Here is a 20,536-nt window from a genome sequence, read left to right as displayed (position 1 = left end):
GCCAGTTGTCCGGTGAGGCCGCGGGGGTTACTTGGTGGGACGGCGCTAGGGGCGCGTGATCTCGGCGCGGAAGTTGTCGTCCTTGAGGAACAGCGACGTGTTGTCGGACCCGAGATGGGTCCACCGGAGGTTGAGCCCGCCGTCGACGAGAATGGTCTGGCCGGTGATGTAGGACGAAAGGTCGGAGAGCAGGAAGAGGATGGCCGAGGCCTGCTCCTCCGGCTGCGCGCGCCGGCCCATCGCGATGGCCCGGCGGTCCCGCTCGACATCGGTGTCGACATAGGCGCCGGACCCCGGCGTCTCCGTCACCCCTGGCGCGACCGCGTTCACCCGGATGTTCTCGGCGGCCAGTTCCACGGCCAGCGAACGGGTCGCCGCGACCACCGCGGCCTTGGCGCTGCCGTAGGCGATGTGCAGCGGCGCGGTGTTCATCCCGCTGATCGAGGACAGCGAGACGATCGAGCCCGGGCGCCCCTGCGAGCGCAGCCGGCCGGCGACCGCCTGGCTCATGAAGAACATCGTCTCCAGGTTCCAGGCGAACAGCGCCCGCCAGTCCGACCGGGTCACCCGGGTCGCCGCCATCCAGGACGAGGGTGCCGCACCCCCGGCGATGTTGACCAGCCCGTAGAGGTCGCCACTGGCGCGCTCGGCCTGCTCCAGGACGGTCGCGATGCCCTCGTCGGTGCTGGCGTCGGCCGCGACGGGGATGACCGCGAGGCCCTCCTGGGCCAGCGGCGCGACGTGGGTGTCGAGGTTGTCCTGGCGGCGGCTCACCGCGATCACGGTGGCGCCGGCACGGGCGATCAGCCGGGTCGTCGCCGTGCCGATACCGCCGCCACCGGCGCCGGAGACGATGACGACGCGGCCGTCGAGGCCGAGGAACTCCTTGTCCGTCATCGTGATCAGCCCGCCTGGGTGAGAGCGAGCACGCTGCCCTCGGCGTCGGCGGAGACGTACAGGGTGCCGTCGGGCCCGACGGCGATGCCCGCGAACGGCCCCTGCGGACCGGAGAACGGCTGCATGCCGCGCAGCGGTTTCGGGACGACTCCGGGCGGGGCGCCGAGCGGGAGGTTGCGGGCGATGACCTGGCGGTCGTCGCCGGCCAGGTCGACGCTGACGAGCTCCTTCGACCCGGAGTCGACGATGTAGATCCGGCCGCCGTGCACCAGGATGCCCTGCGGGTCGGACAGGTTGTCGACCACCGTGTCGACCTTCGGGCCGGTGATCCCGACGACGCGCCCGGCGCCGGACTCGGAGACCAGCAGCGTGCCGTCGGGGGCGAACGCCACGCCGAGCGGCTTGGCCAGCCCGGACGCCACGACCTCCGTCTGGCCGCCGGAGCGGACGAGCAGCACCTGACCAGTGCCGAAGTCGGCGACGGCCACCGCACCGGTCGGGGCGGCCGCGACCCCGTAGACCTGGTCGAGCCCCTCGGCGAGGATCTCGGACTCCTGCGCGGCGGGCCGGTAGCGCACCACGGTGCCGCTGGCGGTCCCCACGAGGAACTCGCCCGGGCCGACGGCCTGCACGCTGCGGACGAAGCCCGGGTAGTTCGGGCTGAACAGCATGCCCAGCGTCTGCGGGGTGCCGCCCGGCGTCAGCGCGTAGAAGAAGGTGCCGTCGGCGATGAACAGGGTGCCCTCGGCGTCGACGGTCAGGCCCAGCGGCCAGGTCAGCCCGCCGGGCAGGGTCTCCTCGGTCTTGCCGTCCCCGAGGATCTCGGTGATCGCCCCGGTGAAGCTCGAGACGAAGAGCCGGTCACCGACGAAGGTGCAGTTGTCCAGGCCGGGGCCCAGCTGGGCCAGCACGGTCCTGTCGCCGTTGCGCGGGTTGATCCGCAGCACCTGGCCGCTGTGCACCTGGGTGGAGACGATGAAGCCCTCGGCGTCGAACTTGACCGAGTCGGGAACACCGAGGTCGCCGGCGACCCGCTCGGGCTCGCCGCCGTCGGGGTGGATCCGCCAGATGTCGTTGGTGCCCATCACCGGGTAGTACAGGAGGCCGTCCGGCCCGACCTCCATGGCGTTCGGCATCGCCACGTTCTCGGCGAGGATGCGGGGCTCGCCGCCGTCCAGGTCGAGCTCCATCAGCCGCCCGCCGATGCGGCACTCGCCGATGAACAGCCGGCCCTGGTGGACGGTGATGCCGTTGGCGCTGGGGAGGTCGTCACGCAGCACGCGGGTCCGGCCGTCGGCGCCGAGGACGCTGACGCGGCCGTCCATGACCTCGGTGGCGTAGAGGTTGCCCGCCGGGTCGAAGGCGACGTCGTCGGGACCGATGATGTCGCCGCCCTTGGCGCTGATGGTCTCCAGCGCGCCGGTCTCGACGTCGAGAGCGCTGATCTGGCTGCCCGTCACCTGCGCCACGTAGACACGGCCGTCGGGGCCCGTCCGCAGACCGTTGGCGCCGAACAGCCGGCTCGGCGGAGTGAGCCGTTCCAGGCTCCACCCGTCGGCGACACTGATGGATGTGGCACTGGCGTAACGCGCGCCTTGTAACGACATTGGTGGCGTACTCCCGGAAACCTCGTTGTTAGGGTAAGCACTCGCGGTGGATCACAGAGGGGCGGATTCCGGGCCCCGCCGCGGGTGCCGGCAGCGCTGCCGGCACCCGCGTCGAATCCGGAGTCAACTGCCGTTCTCCACCGGCGTGAACTCCAGGTTCAGGTGGGTCAGGCCGCGGAGGATGAAGGTCGGAAGGTAGCGGTAGTTGCGGGCGTCGGCCGGGCCGTGCACGCGCTCGGAGACCCTGATGTCCGAGGTGCGCTGCAGCAGCCGCTCCAGGCCCGCGCGGGCCTCGGCACGGGCCAGCGGCGCGCCCGGGCAGGAGTGGATGCCGCGGCCGAAGGCGATGTGCTGGCGGGCGTTCGGCCGCCCGGCGTCGAAGGTGTCCGGGTTGGCGAAGCGGCTCGGGTCGCGGTTGGCCGCGCCGTTGACCACCATGACCGTCGTGCCCGCCGGAATCTCCACGCCGCCCACCGTGGTGGCGACCCGGGCGAGCCGGAAGTCGCCCTTCACCGGGCTCTCCAGCCGCAGCGTCTCCTCGATGAAGTTCGGGATGCGGTCGCTTTCCCGGCGCAGCAGGGCCTGCAGGTCGGGGCGTTCGGCGAGCACCTTGGCCGCGGTGCTGACCAGCCGGACGGTGGTCTCCTGGCCGGCCGAGAACAGGTTGGCCGCCACCCGCACCACGTCGATGACCTCGGGCGTCGAGCCGTCCGGGAACGTCGCGGTCGCGAGGCCCGTGAGGACGTCGTCGCGCGGCTCGCGGCGGCGGTCCTCGACGTAGGTGCTGAACTTGTCGTAGAGGAACTGCAGCGGCGAGTGCGCCATGTGGTCGTCACCGGTGCTGCCCACCCCGGCGTCGCCGTGGCCGCGGCCCTGCAGCCTGGCCGCGAACTCCTCGTGGTCGGACTCGGGCACCCCGAGCAGGTCCGCGATGACCAGCAGGGCGAACGGCCCGGCGAAGCCGCTGATGAACTCGCCCTCGCCGTCGGCGAGATAGGTGTCCAGCAGGCGGTCGGCGAGCCGCCAGATGAACTCCTCGTTCTCCTTCAGCCGCTTGGGGGTGATCAGCCGCATGAGCAGCGCGCGGTGGTCGGTGTGCACCGGCGGGTCGAAGGTCGGGAGCTGGTCGCTCATCGGCAGCTCGGCCCGGTGCCGCTCGATCAGCTCCGAGATGTCGTCACCCTCCAGGGGCACCGGGAAGCCCGGGAACGGGCCGGTCACCGAGATACAGGACGAGAAGTGCTCGGAGTCATGGAAGACCGAGACAGCCTCGTCGTACCCGGTCACCATCACCACGTTGTGGTGCGGTTCCTTCTGCACCGGGCACTTCGCCCGCAGGGCGTGGAAATAGGAGTACGGGTCCTCGATGAGCTCGTCGCCCCGAAAGAAGTCGACCGCATCAATGTCTGTCACCGTCTGCACCGGATCCCTTCACCGCCGACTGTCGGCGCTTCGCGCTGGTCATACCGCGGCCGTGGGGCGCTCGTGCCGGGGCAGCCCGGACCAGGTGCCGCGCGAGGCGGGATGAGCCGTGACGGGCCGGTGCCGGGCCGCCGGATCCGTGGCACGACCCCCCGGCGGCGCGGCGGCCGCGCGGAGAGGGACCCGCTGGCCAGCGCCTGTCCCAGGCAGCGCGAGCGGTCATCTCGCGATCGGTCACCCTGCGTCATCCGGCTCCCTTGCCCGACGCCCCTGTCGGCCAGGACTTCCACCGCGTCTCCACCCCGGTCCACCCTCGGTTTGTGGGATGTAGCCCCGCGATCGGCCCGGCCGTACGAACTAGGGCGTCACAATACGGACCGACGGTCCACATCGGCAAGGGGATCGTCCACGTCAACAGCTGAGGAGACACGAGTGGTGACCGGATCGGAGCGAGCAGATGCGGCCCGCAACAGGGCCGCCATCCTCGCGGCCGCGGCGGAGCTGTTCGACCGTGACGGAGTCGAACAGGTCTCGATGAACGACATCGCCCGCGCCGCCGGGGTGGGCAAGGGCACGATCTTCCGCCGCTTCGGCGACCGGACGGCGCTGATCGAGGCGGTGCTGCTCCCCCGCTCCGTGGCGATGCGGCGCCTGGTCGACCACGGCCCACCGCCGCTCGGCCCCGGCGGCGAGGCGACGGACGCCCTGCACGCCTACCTCGACCTCCTGCTCGACTTCGTCTGGGAGAACCGGGCGCTCATCCGCGCACTGGAACACCGGGTGCCACACGCGTACTACGCCCACTCGTCGAGCCGGTACTGGCTCACCGAGCTGGCGCGGCGGCTCGCCGCGACGCATCCGCAGGACACCGACTACCTGACCTACATCCTGTCGACGGCGCTGCGGGCGGACGTCCTCGACTATCTGATCTCCGTGCGCGGGATGGACCCGGAACAGGTGCGAGCCGGCCTGCACCGGCTCGCGGTGCCGGCGGCGCGGGGGCCGGGCGCACCTCTTGCCGATGTGGACCGGCGGTCCGTATCGTGACGACCTGGCTGGAGACGACCTGGCTGGAGCAGGCAGGGGAACGCCGTGACGCGAGGTGACGCAACGTGCTGTTGGAGTTGAGTCCTGACCAGGAGGTCCTCCGGGAGGCGACCGCGCGGTTCCTGGCGGACCGCGTCCCGGCCGAGACCGTCCGGAGCCTGCGCACCAGCGCCGCCGGGTTCGAGCCCGGCTACTGGAGCGCCGGCGCCGAGCTGGGGTGGGTGTCGCTGCTCGTCAGCGAGGAGCAGGGCGGTGGCTCCGTCAGCGGTTCCGGGCTCGTCGACCTGACCCTGGTCGCGCACGAGTTCGGGCTGCGCGCCGCCCCCGGCCCGCTGACCGGGACGAACGTCGTGGCCGCCACGCTGTCCGACGCCGGCGGCGCCGACACCGACGGCCCGCACGCCGACGTGCTCGCCCGGCTCATGTCCGGGTCGGCCGTGGCCTCCTGGTGCCTGTCCGGGGCACCGCCGCTCGACCGGCTCGGCAGCGTCGGGGTCACCTGGAGCGCCGACGGCGACGGCTTCGTCCTCAACGGCTCGTGCCGCCCGGTCGAAGCGGGTGGCCAGGCCGACCACCTCCTGGTCACCGCCCGTGGAGAGCAGGGGCTGACCCAGTTCCTGGTCTCCACCGGCACCCCCGGAGTCTCCGTCGAGCCGCTGCGCACCGTGGAGCTGAGCCGGCGGTTCGCCACCGTCCGCCTCGACGAGGTCCGGGTCGGGCACGGCACCGTCGTCGGCGCTGTCGGCGAGGCGGCCGAGCAGGTGGAGCGGCAGCTGCAGCTCGCGATCGTCATCCACAACGCCGAGGCCGTCGGCGCCATGCAGGCCGCCTTCGACATGACCGTCCAGTGGGCGTTCGAGCGCTACTCCTTCGGCCGCCCCCTCGCCTCCTACCAGGCGCTGAAGCACCGCTTCGCGGACATGAAGACCTGGCTGGAGGCCTCGCACGCCATCAACGACGCGGCCGCGGCCGCCGTCGACGCCCGCTCCCCCGAGGCCGGCGAACTGGTCAGCGCCGCCAAGTCGTACATCGGTGACAACGGCACCGAGCTGCTGCAGGAATGCGTCCAGCTGCACGGGGGCATCGGCGTCACCTACGAGCACGACCTGCATCTGTTCCTGCGCCGCGTCACCGTGAACCGGGCCCTGTACGGAACACCGGCCGAACACCGCCAGCGCGTCGCCGGCACCGTCGAGCAGTACAAGGAGCGGGCATGAGCACCGAGCCGACCGCCACCTCCCCGGCGGATACAGCGCCGGCGGATACAGCGCCGGCGGAAAGCGTCGAGGAGTTCCGTGCCCGCGCCCGGACCTGGATCCGGGCCAACCTCCAGCCGCTGGTCACGCACGCGAAGACCGGCGTGATGCGGGCCCGCCTCACCGACGACGAGGAGCTCGCCGAGGTCGCCCGCGAGCGCGAGATCCAGCGGATGCTCTTCGACGCGAAGCTGGCGGGCATCTGCTTCCCACCCGCCTACGGCGGCCTGGGCCTCAGCCCCGCCCACCAGCGCGCGTTCAACGAGGAGATCACGGGTTTCGAGTACCCGTCCCGCATCCAGGCGCCCACGTTCTCGCCCTGCGCCGCCGTGCTGCTGGAGTTCGGCACCGAGGAACAGAAACTGCGCCACATCCCCGCCATCCTCAAGGGCGAGGAGATCTGGATGCAGTTCCTGTCCGAGCCCGGCAGCGGCTCGGACGTCGCCTCCGTCACGACCAGCGCCGTCCTCGAGGGCGACGAGTGGATCCTCAACGGCTCCAAGATCTGGACGACCGGCGCCTGGTGGTCCGACTGGGCGCTGTGCCTGGCCCGCACCAACTGGGACGTCTCCAAGCACCGCGGGCTGACGGTGTTCATCCTGCCGATCCACCAGGACGGGGTGGACGTCCAGCGCATCGAGATGCTCAACGGCAACAAGGAGTTCTGCCAGGAGTACCTCACCGACGTCCGGGTGCCCGACAGCGACCGGATCGGCAACGTCGACGACGGCTGGACGGTCGGCACCCGCTGGATGTTCCACGAGCGGATGCTGCACAACTCCCCGTTCGTCACCATGCCGTCCGGCTGGTCCTACGGCGGCGTCGACGCCACCTTCCTGGTGGACGTCGCCCGCGACGCCGGTCGGCTCGACGACCCGCGCACCCGCGACCTCATCGGCGAGGGCCGCGTGCTCGACCTCGTCCGCGAGGCCCTGCAGGCCCGGATCAGCACCGGTGTGCGGTCCCGCAAGCTGCCCGACCAGTCGGCGGCCATCGGCCGGCTGTTCGCGGGCCTCTCCTCGACGCGGGTCACCTCGATGGCGTTCGACATCTCCGGCTCGGCCGGAGCGGCCTGGGCACCGGACGACGGCGCGATCGCCGAGATCGGCACGGACTTCCTGCTACGTCAGACCACCTGCATCGGCGGCGGGACGACCGAGATCGCGCGTAATGTCATAAGTGAGCGAGTGCTCGGTATGCCACGGGAGGCCGCGCTCGACCGCGACCGGGCCTTCCGCGACGTCCCGCGGGGCGGCTCCGCCCGATCCTGAGGCCACCGGCCACCCCTGGTGTCCCGGCGTCCTGGTGTGGCGGACAGTGCCGACCTGCTCGCACCGCGCGACCCACCGGCACCCGTCCGGTTCCCGTTCCCCAGGCAGCTTTCCAGGAGGTCCGATGCCCAGCAACGACATCCCGGTCTTCGACGCGGACAACCACTTATACGAGACACGGGACGCGCTCACCAAGTTCCTGCCCGACCGGTACAAGGGCGCCATCGACTACGTCGACCTGCGCGGCCGTACGAAGATCGTGGTCAAGGGCCAGATCAGCGAGTACATCCCGAACCCGACGTTCGACGTCGTCGCCCGCCCGGGCGCGCAGGAGGACTACTACCGGCACGGCAACCCGGAGGGCAAGTCCTACCGGGAGATCTTCGGCAAGCCGGTGCGCTCCATCCCGGCCTGGCGTGAGCCGGCAGCGCGCCTCGCCCTCATGGACGAGCAGGGCCTCGACCGCACCCTGATGTTCCCCACCCTCGCCAGCCTCATCGAGGAGCGGCTGCGTGACGACCCGGACCTGATCCACGTGGTCGTCCACTCGCTCAACGAGTGGCTGCACGAGACCTGGACGTTCAACTACGAGGAACGGATCTTCACCACTCCGGTCATCACGCTGCCGATCGTCGAGAAGGCCATCGAGGAACTCGAATGGGTCCTCGAACGCGGCGCGCGGGTGGTCCTCATCCGGCCGGCTCCCGTTCCCGGCCTGCGCGGGCCGCGGTCGTTCGGGCTGCCGGAGTTCGACCCGTTCTGGGCCCGGGTCCAGGAAGCCGGCATCCTCGTCGCGCTGCACTCCTCGGACAGCGGCTACGCCCGGTACAGCAGTGACTGGATGGGCCGCAGCCGCGAGATGCTGCCGTTCCAGCCGAACGCCTTCCACATGCTGCAGGCCTGGCGCCCCGTCGAGGACGCCGTCTCGGCGCTCGTCTGCCACGGAGCGCTCTCCCGGTTCCCCGACCTCAGGATCGCGATCGTCGAGAACGGGATGAGCTGGGTCGGCCCGCTGCTGTCCGCCATGGCGAAGCTGTACAAGAAGATGCCCCAGGACTTCCTGGAGAACCCGGTCGACGTCGTGCGCCGCAACATCTACATCAGCCCGTTCTGGGAGGAGAACCTCGCCGAGCTCGCCGAGCTCATCGGTGAGGACCACGTCCTCTTCGGCTCCGACTACCCGCATCCCGAGGGGCTGGCCAGCCCGCGCAGCTACCTGAAGGAGCTCGAGCACCTGCCCGAGCCGCTGGTGCGCAAGATGATGGGCGGCAACCTCGCCCAGCTCATGAAGGTGCCCGCCGCGGTCTGAGGCCTCCTTCCCCGCCCCGGCCCGCCCGGCGCAGCGCGCAGCGGCCCGCACCGAGTCCCGGTGCGGGCCGCTCTCGTCTCCCGCTCGGGCCGGTGCGGCCCGAGCGGGTCCGGTCAGGTCCGGTCAGGTCCGGTCAGGCCTGGTCGGGCCGGAAGGCGGTGACACTGTGGTCGCCGTGCGCCCGGCCGACGTAGTGGTCGCCGAGGAACGGCATGCCGAGCACGCCCTGGGACCAGTCGACCGACGTGCCGACGTCACGGAGCCAGTCGTAGAGCATCGTGCGGTGGGCGATACGCCACTGCCCGTCACGCCGCTCCAGGCGGTCCAGGTACCGCCCCCCGATCACGATGTCGTTCTCCTGCTCGCCCAGGTTGATGCGGTGGTAGGCGGTCACGTGCGTCTCCGCGGTCGCCGTGTCCCCGCTGACCTCGATCAGGCTCTGCCCCAGGGTGTGTAACGTGACCGTGATCGCGTCGGCGCCCGGGACCACCCAGTCGAGGTACTCCTTGAGCCCACCGACGAAGATGCCGTGGTCGTCGGTGGCCTCCGGCCAGTACGCGCTGCTGATCAGATCGGCGTCGCGGCGGTCCTCACCCCGGGCGACGCGGGCCACGCAGTCGAGGATCCGCGCGCGGTCGACGACGTACCTGAGGTCGTCGGCCCCGGGGGCGCCCTCGGTGGTGTCGTTGGTCATGGTGCGGGCTCCCTTGTGGTTGGTCGGTCCGTCCGGCGGGCGGTCAGGGGGATCTGCCCGGCGGGCGGTCAGGGGATCTGCGGCTCGCGCAGGTTCGTCAGCGGCCGCCGGTAGGACGGGTCACCCGACCCCCGCCCCGGGGTGCCGTTGAGGTGGACATCGGGGACGTCGGCGAACGGGATGTCGAGAGTCGGGACGAGCCCGGACCACTCGATCGCGTTCGTCCGGACCGCGATGCGCCACTCGCCGCCGCGCCTGTCCAGGCGGTCGATGTAGCGCCCGCCGGCGATCCAGTTCGTCTCGTCCCGGTTGCGGCCGACGAACAGGTAGTAGGTCTCCGTGTGCGCCGTGTCGCCGTCGATGTCGTAGGTGACGTTGAGCAGGTTGTGATGGGTGGCCGCCTGCCCCTGCTCGTGCATCGGGGCCGCCCAGTCGTACAGCTCCGTCGGGCCGCCCACGAAGGACCCCGCGGCGATCACGGCGTCCTTGTGGAACGCCGAGAGGAACAACTCGCGGTCCAACCGGTCCATGCCCCGGCTGAAGCGGGTCAGGCAGTCGAGGATGTCCTGCCGGTCGAGCACGTCCGAAAGCCTGGCGAGCCGCTCCGGGCTGATCGGGATATCCATTCTGTCCTCCAGAGGAAAACGGGCGAAACCTGGTGGCGGCGCGGGGTCAGACGGGCGACCAGAGGGGCGATCCCCGCTGCGCACGGACCGACGGGATGACCTTGCCGTCGATGTCCCTGATGCCGTACTCGGTCGCCAGCTCGGCGGTGATGAACGTGCCGCCCGACCTGGCCATGACGTCCGGGTCGACGGCGAGGGCCGCGATGACCCGCCCCGGGAACTCCGGCGAGCTGCCGATCAGCGGGTTGGTGACCGTCTGTGCCTTCATCGACGGGTCCCGGGCCAGATTGCGCTCCGCCCGTTCGGTGAAGGTGAGCCCCTGCCACAGCGACAGGGAGGCGACGGAGTGCGGCTTCAGCTCGATCGCCATGTCGCGTGCCATGCGGTCCACCGCGGACTTGCAGGTGCCGAAGACGACCCCGTAGGTGTAGGTGACGCCCACGTACCCCGAGGTCGCCACGATGAGACCGCGGCCCTGCGGAACCATGAGACGGGCGGCGTGCCACGCCGCGACGAAGTTCGACCGGACCCCGACGTCGACCATCTCCCAGTTCGACAGCGGCTTCTCCCAGAACGACCCGGGTTCGGTCAGGTCCTCGGGCAGCGAGAAGGCGTTGTTGACGAGGATGTCCAGCCGGCCCTGCTCGCGCTCGACCTGCTCGAACAGCGCGGCGACCTGCGCGTCGTCAGCATGGTCGACCTGTACCGCGACACCGTGCCCACCGCGGCGGTCGACCTCCGCCGCGGTCTCCCCGACGGTGCCGGGCAGAGCGTGCGAACCCGGCACCACCGTCCGCCCCGTCACATACACCGTGGCGCCGTGGTCCGCGAGCGCCAGCGCGATTCCTCTGCCGATGCCCCTGCTGGCTCCAGTGACGACAGCGACTTTCCCGGCGAGGGAGCCCATACCAACTCCAGTTTGCTATCAGTGCCCGGGGCGGGCGGTTACGCCTGGCGGCAGGGCTCGTCGCACACACGCCCGCGTGCGCCGCCAGTGGACGCCCGCCACCCGCAGGCCGTGATGTTCCGCTCCCCGGCGCGCGGCGGATCCCCCGCGACGACGCACCTGAGAGTATAAGAGCAATCCTTTCAAGGATAGATGTTTTTCGCCGTCGCCCTACGTGCTAGAGCCACCCCGCGCCGAACCCGCGGTTCGGCCCTCGACCCGTTGCACCGGCACAGGCCTTCGAAGCGCCCCGACACGACAGGGCGTATCACCGCCGCCCGGATCATCGCCGCCCGGATCATCGCCGCGCGACTCCGGCGGCCGCCCCGCCCAGAGGTGGTCCGCACGCGGAGTTCCGATGGCCCTGCGCAAACGCGCAATCGCACAACGCAGGACCGGACGACCACGCGACCACCGAATCCCGGTGGCCGCCCGGGTCGCCGGGGCCACTATCACGCCCGGCGGGCCAATCGGTTTATTGAGCTGCCGCCGCGCCCGGCGGTTCTTCGACCGGCTTTCAGCCAATGCGCGACACCTCCACACGGGCCCGGCCGGCGGCGGGATCACCGGTCCACCTCGGCCGCCATGATACGATGATCCATTATCAGCTCTCACAGGGATCCAGATGTCTGTCATTAATGACCGTGCGCACGTCGACCGCCTCCTCAGCGACTTCGCGCGGACGACCGACGAGATACTGACACTCGAGGAGCTGCGCACGCGCCTTCTGAGCGGCCGGCAGCTGATTATGAAATACGGTGTCGATCTCACCGCCCCGCATCTGCACATCGGTCATGCGGTGAACCTGTGGATGTACCGCGCGCTCCAGGATCTCGGGCACCGGGTCGTGCTTCTTCTCGGTGATTTCACCACGCAGATCGGCGACCCCACCGGAAAGAGCAAGACGCGCCCGGTACTCTCCCGCGAGGAGATCGCGGCGAACGCGAAGCAGATCCAGGAACAGGCCACCCAGGTGCTACGGACGGATCCGGAGCTGCTCGAGGTCCGACCGAACTCCGAGTGGCTGAACGCCATGTCACCGTCGGAACTGCTCAGCGTCATGTCCCGCGTGACCGTCGACCGGCTCCTTTCCCGGGACATGTTCCGCAAGCGGATGAGCGAGGGCCAGTCCATCGCCGCCCACGAGCTGGTGTACCCGATCATCCAGGGGTGGGACTCCGTCTGCCTGCGCGCCGACCTCACGATCATCGGCAGCGACCAGCTTTTCAACGAGATGATGGGGCGTTCTCTCCAGGAGAAGGAGGGCCAGGCGCCCCAGGTCGTCATCACCACGAAGATCACGCCGGGAATCGACGGCGGGGAGAAGCAGAGCAAGAGCCTCGGGAACTACGTCGCCATCAGCCACAGCCCGCGGGAGAAGTTCGGCCGCCTGATGCGGGTTCCCGACCAGTACGTCGGCCAGTACCTCTCGGTGTACACCGATCTGCCGGCGGAGCGGATCCAGCAGGTGCTGAGCAAGCAGGAGTCGGCGCCGATCGAGGCGAAGTACGACATGGCCACCGCGGTTGTCACCCGCTGGGACGGCGAGGCCGCCGCCGCCGCGGAGCGGGAGTGGTTCATCACGACCTTCAGCCGCCGCCAGGCTCCGGCGGACGCCGAGCACGTCGTCATCGACACCGCATCCGTCCGGATCCTGGACCTGATGCGCACCCTGCTCGGCGCCGGGCCGTCCAAGGGCGACCTGCGCCGGCTCATCGAGCAGGGCGGGGTCACCGTCGGCGACGACCGCATCGACGACATCGAGGCCGTCATCACGGTAGGCGCCGAGCCGACTCCGGTGAAGCTCGGGAAGCGCCGCTGGTTCCAGATCTCCCACCCGGTCGACTGACCCGCAGCACGGCCAGGCCGGGTCGCGGATCCACCAGCCGGAGCCGGTGGGTCCGACGGACTGGTGCCTCAGCCCGCCGTGTCGGCGGTTACGGCCCCCTCAGGGGCGGGCACCCCGGGGACGGCGCCCGCCGGGGGCAACCGGTCGAGGAAGTCGCCGAGCCGGCCGGCGAACACGTCGTTGTCGTCGCCGGCGACCATGTGGCCCGCACCGGTGACGTCGACGTACTCGGCGTGCGGGATGAGCTCCAGCAGCTCCGCCACCCCCTGCTCGCTGACGATGTCGGACTGCTTGCCCCGCACCAGCAGGGTCGGCACCCTGATCGCACGGGCCGCGGCGTAGAGCGGCTCGGGCTGGTGGGCGGGCACCGAGCCGGCCCCGGCACCGACCCCGGCCACCGCCGGGCCCCGTGACGCCTGTTGGATCTCCAGCGCCCGGTCGGCCTCCTCGCGGATCCGCATGAACGCCGGATCCCAGTGCCAGAACCAGCGCCCGTCCCGCTGGCGCAGGTTCTTCCGCAGGCCGTCGAGGTTCGCCGGGCGCCGGCGGTGCGGGTTGTAGGCGCTGATCGCGGCCGACGCCTCCTCCAGCGAGGCGAACCCGTCCGGCGCCGAGGACATGAAGGCGAAGATCTTCTCCGTCCCCTCGGGCTCCACCCGGGGCGTGATGTCGACCAGCACCAGCGCACGGCCGAGACCTGGTTCCTGCCCCTGCGCGATCAGTGCCGCCATGCCCCCCATCGAGGCGCCGACGAGGACAGGCGGCTCGCCGAGCTGGCTGGCGACCGCCCGCACGTCGCCGACGAGCGTCCGATAGCCGTAGTCGCCGTCCGGTGACCAGTCGCTGTCGCCATGGCCACGCGCGTCGACCGCCACCGCCGACCAGCCCAGGGCGGCGAGACGCTCCCCTGTCCGCTGCCAGGAGTGCCGGGTCTGCCCGCCGCCGTGCAGCAGCAGCACGGTTCCCCTGCCGCCACCGCCGGCGGGATCCCAGCAGTCACCTGCCAGCCGCACTCCGGCCCCGTCGAACGACCTCTGCACGCGCGCGCTCACCGACCGCCTCATCCCCTCGTCGCCCCGTCGCCCCGTCTGTGCGGCACCGCGGCACCGCGGCACCGCACGCGGGCGGCAGCACTCATGACCTGGTTTCTCCAGCCAATCACGGGCGAGTGCCGGGTGTGGACGTCGTGTACCCCCGGCCGACCGCGCCTGGCCGGACCGTGATGCGCGAGAACCGGCCGCGGACGTCCCACCGCCTCTGGTCGCCGTTTCCGCGGAAGCGGATTCGCCGCTGGTCAGGGCCATCTTTTCTGGAACGCGCCGCCGCGGACGACTCCCTTGTCCAGCGAATCGGTGGAGGCCCGGTCGCGGCGGCGATAACGTGCAGTTCCAGGACTTGCCTCCTGGTATTTGCCACAGCCCTGCCGGTGTTGCAGCGGCGGTGGTGCGGTCCGCACGCAACAGCGGGCTGACTGCCGGCACATCTCCATGTCGTCGTCGATCGATGGGCGGAGTATGGACGAGTTCCAGGTCAAACGCTGGAAACGCTTCGGGCAGGATCGGCTGTACGTGAACTTTCCCGGTGGGCGGAACGCCGCCTGTTTCGATCTGCTGACCGGGAAGCTCGACATCACGGCCGACGGCGTCGACCGCGACACGGTGCTTTCCGTCCTGAGTCCGCATCTGAGCACCATGCCGGCCCCGAGCACCATGCCGGCAGCGACAGCGTTTCCCACCGCGGCCACCAGCCCGGCCATGAGCCCTCCGCCGGCAGCCAGAGGCTCCCGGCGGGGCCACCCGGCCAGACCCGACGATCTTGCGGTGAACCAGCCTGGCGCGGCCATCGAGGCGCTGCTCGCCGAGCGGGAGCCCGGTTTCTGGCGGGCGCTGGTGGACCGCCTGCTACGGCGTGAGCGGCCGGAGACCGAGGGCTGGCGGACAGGCCTGGCGGGTGAGCGGATCGTCGCGGCCGAGCTCGCTCCGCTGGAGTCCCGCGGCTGGCGGGTGCTGCACTCGATCCCCCTGGCCAACGAGGTGGACATCGACCATCTGCTGATCGGCCCCGGCGGGGTCTTCAGCATCAACACCAAGCACCACCACGGCAGCCGCATCTGGGTGGGCGACGATGCCGTGCGGCTGGGTCCCCGTGCCTACCAGTACGTACGCAAGGCCCGCGCCGAGGCGCAGCGGGCCTCTACGGCGCTGAGCCGCGCGTGCGGTTTCGACATCTGCGTCGCCGGTGTGCTGGCCTTCGTCAACGCGGAACAGCTCACGGTGGTGGAGACACTGAAGGACGTCTACGCCGTACACCACGACGACCTCGGTACGGCCTTCGACGTCCTCCGGCCGGTGTGGGGACCGGCGGACGTCGAGCGCATCTACGCCTGCGCCCGCGTCCCGGCCACCTGGGTGGGTGTCTGAGCGGCGGGAACTGTCAGGACGCCCACTCGCACACCTGCTCGATCGCGGCGACGCGCGCATGGTGGTGTGCGGCGAGTGGCGTCACGTTCAACGTTGTCGCACCGGCCTCGGCGTAGGCGGCGAGCCGCTCCCGGAGGTACCCGGGCGGGCCGATGAGCGCGGTGGCGCGCAGCAGGTCGACGGGTACGGCCGCCTCCGCCTCCTTCTTCCGGCCGGCCAGATACAGCTCCTGGATGAGTTCGGCCTCCCTGACGTAGCCATAGCGGCGGGCGAGGTCGTTGTAGAAGTTGCGGCCCTTGGCGCCCATGCCGCCGACGTAGAGGGCGACCATCGGGCGCATCAGGTCGAGCAGGCCGTCGGTGTCCTCCCCGATCGCCAGCGGCGCGGCGACGACGACGTCCAGGGGGCCCAGCTCGGGTGCGCGCCGGGCGGCGCCCTCCGCCAGAGCATCTCCCCACACCTCGCCGGCCTTCTCCGGGTGGAAGAAGAACGGCTCCCATCCCTCGGCGATCTCCGCTGCCATCGCCACGTTCTTCGGCCCGATCGCCGCGAGCAGCACCGGGATCCGCTCCCGCACCGGCTGGTTAATGATCTTGAGTGCCTTGCCGAGCCCCGTTCCGTGCTCCGGTGGCAGCGGCAGCGTGTAGTGACGGCCGGCGTACTCGAGCTTCTCCCGCCGCCACACCGCCCGGCAGATCTCGACGACCTCCCGGGTGCGGGCGAGCGGGGCGTCGTAGGGCACCCCGTGGAAACCCTCGATCACCTGCGGCCCGGATGCGCCGAGACCGAGCGTGAAACGGCCGCCGGAGACGAAGTCGAGGCCGGCCGCCGTCATGGCGGTCAGGGTCGGTGTGCGGGTGTAGATCGGCAGGATGCCCGAGGCGATCTCGATCCGCTCGGTGCGCGCCGCGAGGAACCCGAGCTGGCTGACCGCGTCGAACGAGTACGCCTCCGGGACGAAGACAATGCCCAGCCCCGCCTTCTCGAAGTCACCGAGCTCCGCGACAGCCTCGGTGAACCCGCCGCTGTAGTTCAGCGGCATTCCGATCCGCATGCGTCTCCCGTCCCCTGCCTTCGATTCCCGACCTTTCCGGTCTTGCGCGTGCCTTGCCGCTGCCAGTTCCCAGCGTCGGTCCTCGGCCTCCTGCCTCGACGCGAAGCCCTCGGCGCGGAGGAGGGTACCGGAACCAGCCGAACCGACTCCTGCATGACGCCGCCGACCAGCCTGCCGGCCTGCCGACCCCCGTCGCCGGCCTGCCCGAAGGAGACGGACGCGGAGCGTTCAGACGATCCCGCCGGGCAGCATCACCGGCTTGACGACCGCGCCGGACAGCGATGCCTTCTCGGCCGTGTTGATCTCCGCCAGCGGAAAGGTCTCGATCAGCCGGTCGAACGGGAACCGGCCCTCCTGCCACAGCTCGATCAGGCGCGGGATGAGGACCTGCGGGTCGGCGCCGCCCTCGATGATCCCGGATGCCGTCCTGCCCAGCAACGCGGCCGGGTCGAGGACGAACGGCTCGTGCTGCAGGCCCACGAGCCCGCAGTGGCCGGTCTGACGCAGCACGGAGATGGCACGCGCCGCGACGGTGACGTTGCCGGTGGTGTCGATGCTGAAGTGTGCCCCACCGCCGGTCAGGCTCCGGATGCTGCGGGCCAGGCGGTCGGCCGTCCCGTCCAGAACGTGGGTGGCTCCCAGCTCGCTGGCGAGCGCCAGCCGGCTCTCGTGGAGATCCACGGCGATGATCGGGTCCGCACCGACGACCTTCGCGGCCATGACGGCGGCAAGGCCCACAGCACCCGCGCCGAACACCACGACGCTGCTCCCCGCGGTGATGTTCATCCCGACGAGGACCGTGCCGGCGCCGGTGAGCATGCCGCAGCCGAGCGGGCCGAGCTTCTCGAGCGGCAGTGCCGGGTCGACGACGACCGCGTTGCGCTCGGTCGCGATGCAGTGCGTGGCGAACGACGACTGGCCGAACCACCGGGCCGCGATCTGCTCGTTCTGCGCGTCGTACGCGCAGGTCGACCCGTCGACCCGGCGCCCGAGCATGTTGCGGCCCAGAAACGTGTCGCAGTAGGGCGGCAGCCCCCGGCGGCAGTTCGCGCACTCACCGCAGGAGTCGAACGACAGGACGACGTGGTCGCCGACCGACACCCGCTCGACCCCGGCGCCCACGGCCTCGACCACCCCGGCGCCCTCGTGCCCGGTGATGATGGGCGGCGGAGCGAGGGCGTCTCCCTGCCGCGGCAGCAGGTCCGAGTGGCACATGCCCGCGCTCACGACCCGGACCAGCAGCTCGCCGGGCCCGGGCGGGTCGAGGACGACGTCCTCGATCAGATAGGGGCCGGTGGCCTGACGCAGCACAGCCGCGGTCGCCTTCATTCGAGGCCTCCTGGTTTCGTCGGTCGCTCTGGCTCCGCCGCTCGCTGGTACCGCAACGTCCGCTGGTTCCCGGGAACGACGCGACTTCCGGAACCCTAGAGCACCGGTATCCGGCGTTTCAACCAGACAAAAGAGACGGCGACGTGATTCCCACGCCCCGCACTCCGGACCCACGGGACCATCAGCGGACGCCAGACCCGGGCACCTGTTGGCCGGGCGGGCACCGCCCTTCTCGGCCGCGGCGGTTGCGCGGGCCGGCCGGCAGAATTGCGTTCCGGGCTGCCCGCCCAGGGCGCGAACGGCGGCCTCACCGCCGGCACGCGAGGGGCCGAACCGCGCGAAACCTGCTCGCCAGCAAGAGAATCGGGAGAGCGACTGCCCACATTCGCCGGCCGCCAGAGAGAAGCGGGATTGCGACATCCGACACTGAAGTCACCCGCCTTTACCGCCCGGCGCATCGACGGCGCGTCGCCCGGCAGTGACGCGGCGCGAGAGGAGAGGTTGACAGCGGCGCCGCGGCTCGCATGATACTGCTATAGTCCGCTTCGCCGACAGCAAAAGATGAAACAGGACCGACTCACCTGACTGACGTTACTCCGACAGACGCTGACGCTACATCTGACTGACATTAAATTTTTTTCGGAGACCCACAGATTGAGAAACTATTTATCGCTGTTGTGCTGTGCCGTCACTCTCGCCAGCACGACCGCGTTGGCCGGCTGCCAGCAGAACAATGCACCCCAGGCGGCCCCCTGCGACGTTCCGGGCGTCTCCGGGCAGGAGATCGCCGCCGGGCTCGTCTATCCGGACTCGGGTCTCGGCGCCGACATCTTCACCCCGTTGCGTGCCGGCGTGGACGCCCGTTTCGGGGCGGCCAACGCCGCCGGCGGGGTACACGGCCGCCAGATCACCTACGAGACACGCAACGACCAGGCCCAGGCGGCCGTGAACCGGGCCGTCAGCCAGAAGCTGATCGAGGAGGGCAATGTCTTCGGCATCCTCCAGGCCAGCGTCGCGTCCTCCGGAAGCGCCGACTACCTCGCCGAGAGAGGCATCCCGGTCGTGGGCCTCGCGGTCGAGAAGGTATGGACTCGTTACCGCAACATGTTCACCTTCGGCTACAGCTTCACCGGCGACGGTGCGGTGGACACCTTCGGCAGATTCGTCCAGGAGCAGGGCGGCACGCGCGCGGTGATCTTCTACAATGCACTGGACGCGATGGTGTCGCCACATATTGCCCAGCAGTTCACCACCAGCCTCGCGGCGGCCGGTATAACGTCCTCCTCGATCGGCGGCGACAACGATCCGGCACCGGACCAGATCGAAGCGCTCGAACAGCGGATGCGGGCGGAGGGCGCCGACACGATCGTGGGGGCGATCGGGGCCGAGGGCCTGGCCAAAATCGTTACCGCGCTACGCCGGAACGGGCTGCCTGTCAAGGTCGTCCTCAGCGGCAGCCAGGCACCGAGCAGAGAGCTCCTCGCCCAGTACGGTTCCAGCATCGCCGGTCTGACGACCTTCACCAGCTACCAGCCTCTGGAGCTGAACTCACCGGCGATCGACGCCTACCGCACGAACATGGCCAGGTTCGCCCCCGAGCTGCAGGATGCCAACCAGACCCTCGCGCTGGTGGGGTACATCGTCGCCGACATCTTCGTGCGCGGCCTGCAGGAGGCCGGTGACTGCCCGACCCGGCAGAGCTTCATCGACGGCCTGCGCGCCGTGAAGGACTATGACGCGGGCGGTCTCCTCAACGTCACCGACTTCACCGCGGACTTCGGGAAGCTCGAGGAGTGCTACTCGTTCACCCAGGTGAACGCGGCCGGCGACCGTATCGAGGTCGTCAACCCCAACTTCTGCGGCCGCCGGCTGGGCTGAGACGGCGGCGCGGCTCGGCTCGGCGCGGTGGCCGGCAGGCGGCAGCGTCGTCGTACGAGGAGTGCAGCGGCGCGCCTGCGGACGGTAGGGGCGGGATGTCCCTTAGGCGCGTCACGTGCACTGTGGGCCGTGAACAGGCTAAAGTCCGCCGGTGCTGATCATTGGGGTTGATCTGACGTGATGGGGCAGACGCACGTGCTGAGCGGCGCGGTGGTCTGGCTGGCCGCGGCGCCTGTCCTGTCACGGGAGGAGTTGCTGGGGACGTACGCGGTGCCGCTGTCGTCCAGTCAGCTGATCGCCGGGGCGGTGGTGGCCGCCGGGGCCGCGCTGCTGCCCGACATCGACCATCCGTCCGGGCGTATCGCGAACACGCTGGGGCCGGTGACGAAGACGCTGTGCCGGTGGGTGAGCCGCGCGGCGGGAGGCCATCGGCAGGCCACGCATTCGCTGCTGTTCGCCGTCGCCATGGGTGTCCTGATGTGGTCGCTCGCCGAGTACGTCCGGTACGGCTGGTGGGCGGCGCTGTTCATCCTGGTCGGATTCGGGCTGCGCGGGCTCGGCCTGGACTTCAAGGGCCACGAGTTCTGGTCAGGCCTGAAGGACTGCCTGGCCGCCGGCGCCGCGGTCTACCTCATGCACGACCTGGACATGGGCTTCGCCGGGATCGCGGTCACCCTCGGCTGCCTCGCCCACCTGCTCGGGGACTGCCTGACGCCGCGCGGCTGCCTGCTCCTCTGGCCAATCCCCTGGCGGATGGAGACCGTCCTGGTGCCCCGCACCGACGGCCGGGTCGAGCGGCTCGTGGTGGTGCCGGTCCTGACCGTCGCCGCGATCGTGCTGACGTCCGGCGTCCTGGTCGGTGACAACCCGTTCCTGTGGTTCGAGCGGATCCCGACCGGCTGAACGGTGCCGGGGCCGTTACCGTGTCGAT

At 70.5% G+C, this 20,536-nt stretch carries 17 protein-coding genes; 8 read left to right on the top strand and 9 right to left on the bottom strand.

The annotated features are described in order from the left end of the window. Positions 1-45: 45 nt before the first annotated feature. From AB1460_RS02940 to AB1460_RS02930, 3 genes are all read right to left on the bottom strand, one after another. Positions 46-897 (bottom strand): SDR family NAD(P)-dependent oxidoreductase, encoded by an 852-nt coding sequence (locus tag AB1460_RS02940; protein WP_368958983.1) that lies wholly within the window; start codon positions 895-897, stop codon positions 46-48. 5 nt (positions 898-902) lie between these two features. Further along, positions 903-2,504: an SMP-30/gluconolactonase/LRE family protein gene (locus tag AB1460_RS02935; RefSeq protein ID WP_368958982.1), complete on the bottom strand. Its 1,602-nt coding sequence runs from the start codon at positions 2,502-2,504 to the stop codon at positions 903-905. A 123-nt stretch (positions 2,505-2,627) separates the two neighbouring features. Beyond that, positions 2,628-3,926: a cytochrome P450 gene (locus AB1460_RS02930; RefSeq protein ID WP_420497176.1), complete on the bottom strand. Its 1,299-nt coding sequence runs from the start codon at positions 3,924-3,926 to the stop codon at positions 2,628-2,630. Between the two features lie 435 nt (positions 3,927-4,361). On the opposite strand from AB1460_RS02930, the gene AB1460_RS02925 reads away from it, so the two are divergent. From AB1460_RS02925 to AB1460_RS02910, 4 genes are all read left to right on the top strand, one after another. Continuing rightward, positions 4,362-4,973, top strand: a complete 612-nt coding sequence (locus AB1460_RS02925) for a TetR/AcrR family transcriptional regulator (protein WP_368959041.1) — start codon at positions 4,362-4,364, stop codon at positions 4,971-4,973. 65 nt (positions 4,974-5,038) lie between these two features. Next, the gene (locus tag AB1460_RS02920; RefSeq protein ID WP_368958980.1) at positions 5,039-6,190 is read left to right on the top strand and encodes an acyl-CoA dehydrogenase family protein; all 1,152 of its coding nucleotides are present in this window, start codon (positions 5,039-5,041) and stop codon (positions 6,188-6,190) included. Beyond that, positions 6,187-7,500: an acyl-CoA dehydrogenase family protein gene (locus AB1460_RS02915; RefSeq protein ID WP_368958979.1), complete on the top strand. Its 1,314-nt coding sequence runs from the start codon at positions 6,187-6,189 to the stop codon at positions 7,498-7,500. The genes AB1460_RS02920 and AB1460_RS02915 overlap by 4 nt, the downstream gene beginning before the upstream one ends. A 124-nt stretch (positions 7,501-7,624) precedes the next feature. Beyond that, on the top strand, positions 7,625-8,809 hold the full coding sequence (locus AB1460_RS02910; RefSeq protein ID WP_368958978.1) for an amidohydrolase family protein: 1,185 nt from the start codon (positions 7,625-7,627) through the stop codon (positions 8,807-8,809). A gap of 133 nt (positions 8,810-8,942) precedes the next feature. On the opposite strand, the gene AB1460_RS02905 is transcribed toward AB1460_RS02910, so the two are convergent. The 3 genes from AB1460_RS02905 to AB1460_RS02895 all read right to left on the bottom strand — a co-directional run bounded on the left by AB1460_RS02905 (position 8,943) and on the right by AB1460_RS02895 (position 11,036). Beyond that, positions 8,943-9,503: a nuclear transport factor 2 family protein gene (locus AB1460_RS02905; RefSeq protein WP_368958977.1), complete on the bottom strand. Its 561-nt coding sequence runs from the start codon at positions 9,501-9,503 to the stop codon at positions 8,943-8,945. A gap of 68 nt (positions 9,504-9,571) precedes the next feature. After that, positions 9,572-10,129 carry a nuclear transport factor 2 family protein gene (locus AB1460_RS02900; protein ID WP_368958976.1) on the bottom strand — a complete coding sequence of 186 codons (558 nt, stop codon included), beginning with the start codon at positions 10,127-10,129 and terminating at the stop codon, positions 9,572-9,574. Positions 10,130-10,175: 46 nt separating this feature from the next. Then, complete coding sequence (locus AB1460_RS02895) at positions 10,176-11,036, bottom strand: SDR family NAD(P)-dependent oxidoreductase (RefSeq protein WP_368958975.1); 861 nt, start codon at positions 11,034-11,036, stop codon at positions 10,176-10,178. Positions 11,037-11,700: 664 nt separating this feature from the next. Between AB1460_RS02895 and tyrS the strand changes: the two genes are divergently transcribed. After that, complete coding sequence (gene tyrS / locus AB1460_RS02890; protein ID WP_368958974.1) at positions 11,701-12,924, top strand: tyrosine--tRNA ligase; 1,224 nt, start codon at positions 11,701-11,703, stop codon at positions 12,922-12,924. A 68-nt stretch (positions 12,925-12,992) separates the two neighbouring features. On the opposite strand, the gene AB1460_RS02885 is transcribed toward tyrS, so the two are convergent. Next, the gene (locus AB1460_RS02885; RefSeq protein ID WP_368958973.1) at positions 12,993-13,988 is read right to left on the bottom strand and encodes an alpha/beta fold hydrolase; all 996 of its coding nucleotides are present in this window, start codon (positions 13,986-13,988) and stop codon (positions 12,993-12,995) included. 450 nt (positions 13,989-14,438) lie between these two features. Between AB1460_RS02885 and AB1460_RS02880 the strand changes: the two genes are divergently transcribed. Next, positions 14,439-15,344, top strand: coding sequence for a nuclease-related domain-containing protein (locus AB1460_RS02880; RefSeq protein WP_368958972.1), 906 nt, complete (start codon positions 14,439-14,441; stop codon positions 15,342-15,344). A 13-nt stretch (positions 15,345-15,357) separates the two neighbouring features. On the opposite strand, the gene AB1460_RS02875 is transcribed toward AB1460_RS02880, so the two are convergent. Further along, positions 15,358-16,398, bottom strand: a complete 1,041-nt coding sequence (locus tag AB1460_RS02875; protein WP_368958970.1) for an LLM class F420-dependent oxidoreductase — start codon at positions 16,396-16,398, stop codon at positions 15,358-15,360. Positions 16,399-16,626: 228 nt separating this feature from the next. Beyond that, positions 16,627-17,727 carry an NAD(P)-dependent alcohol dehydrogenase gene (locus AB1460_RS02870; protein ID WP_368958969.1) on the bottom strand — a complete coding sequence of 367 codons (1,101 nt, stop codon included), beginning with the start codon at positions 17,725-17,727 and terminating at the stop codon, positions 16,627-16,629. 654 nt (positions 17,728-18,381) lie between these two features. On the opposite strand from AB1460_RS02870, the gene AB1460_RS02865 reads away from it, so the two are divergent. Together AB1460_RS02865 and AB1460_RS02860 are read left to right on the top strand one after the other, a co-directional pair. Beyond that, positions 18,382-19,605: an ABC transporter substrate-binding protein gene (locus AB1460_RS02865; RefSeq protein ID WP_368958967.1), complete on the top strand. Its 1,224-nt coding sequence runs from the start codon at positions 18,382-18,384 to the stop codon at positions 19,603-19,605. A 180-nt stretch (positions 19,606-19,785) separates the two neighbouring features. Then, positions 19,786-20,508, top strand: coding sequence for a metal-dependent hydrolase (locus tag AB1460_RS02860; RefSeq protein WP_368958966.1), 723 nt, complete (start codon positions 19,786-19,788; stop codon positions 20,506-20,508). The last annotated feature ends 28 nt before the right edge of the window (positions 20,509-20,536 follow it).

The sequence above is a fragment of the Parafrankia sp. FMc2 genome, from assembly GCF_041008525.1.
GTDB lineage: Bacteria > Actinomycetota > Actinomycetes > Frankiales > Frankiaceae > Parafrankia.
This window is presented reverse-complemented; position numbering and strand designations above follow the sequence as displayed.

What these genes read in the sequence shown, in the direction of transcription:
- AB1460_RS02905 (WP_368958977.1), bottom strand. Translation starts at nt 9,503, where the DNA reads ATGACCAACGACACCACCGAGGGCGCCCCCGGGGCCGACGACCTCAGG.
- AB1460_RS02895 (WP_368958975.1), bottom strand. Translation starts at nt 11,036, where the DNA reads ATGGGCTCCCTCGCCGGGAAAGTCGCTGTCGTCACTGGAGCCAGCAGG.
- tyrS (WP_368958974.1), top strand. Translation starts at nt 11,701, where the DNA reads ATGTCTGTCATTAATGACCGTGCGCACGTCGACCGCCTCCTCAGCGAC.
- AB1460_RS02870 (WP_368958969.1), bottom strand. Translation starts at nt 17,727, where the DNA reads ATGAAGGCGACCGCGGCTGTGCTGCGTCAGGCCACCGGCCCCTATCTG.
- AB1460_RS02875 (WP_368958970.1), bottom strand. Translation starts at nt 16,398, where the DNA reads ATGCGGATCGGAATGCCGCTGAACTACAGCGGCGGGTTCACCGAGGCT.
- AB1460_RS02935 (WP_368958982.1), bottom strand. Translation starts at nt 2,504, where the DNA reads ATGTCGTTACAAGGCGCGCGTTACGCCAGTGCCACATCCATCAGTGTC.
- AB1460_RS02910 (WP_368958978.1), top strand. Translation starts at nt 7,625, where the DNA reads ATGCCCAGCAACGACATCCCGGTCTTCGACGCGGACAACCACTTATAC.
- AB1460_RS02860 (WP_368958966.1), top strand. Translation starts at nt 19,786, where the DNA reads ATGGGGCAGACGCACGTGCTGAGCGGCGCGGTGGTCTGGCTGGCCGCG.
- AB1460_RS02885 (WP_368958973.1), bottom strand. Translation starts at nt 13,988, where the DNA reads ATGAGGCGGTCGGTGAGCGCGCGCGTGCAGAGGTCGTTCGACGGGGCC.
- AB1460_RS02880 (WP_368958972.1), top strand. Translation starts at nt 14,439, where the DNA reads ATGGACGAGTTCCAGGTCAAACGCTGGAAACGCTTCGGGCAGGATCGG.
- AB1460_RS02940 (WP_368958983.1), bottom strand. Translation starts at nt 897, where the DNA reads ATGACGGACAAGGAGTTCCTCGGCCTCGACGGCCGCGTCGTCATCGTC.
- AB1460_RS02915 (WP_368958979.1), top strand. Translation starts at nt 6,187, where the DNA reads ATGAGCACCGAGCCGACCGCCACCTCCCCGGCGGATACAGCGCCGGCG.
- AB1460_RS02900 (WP_368958976.1), bottom strand. Translation starts at nt 10,129, where the DNA reads ATGGATATCCCGATCAGCCCGGAGCGGCTCGCCAGGCTTTCGGACGTG.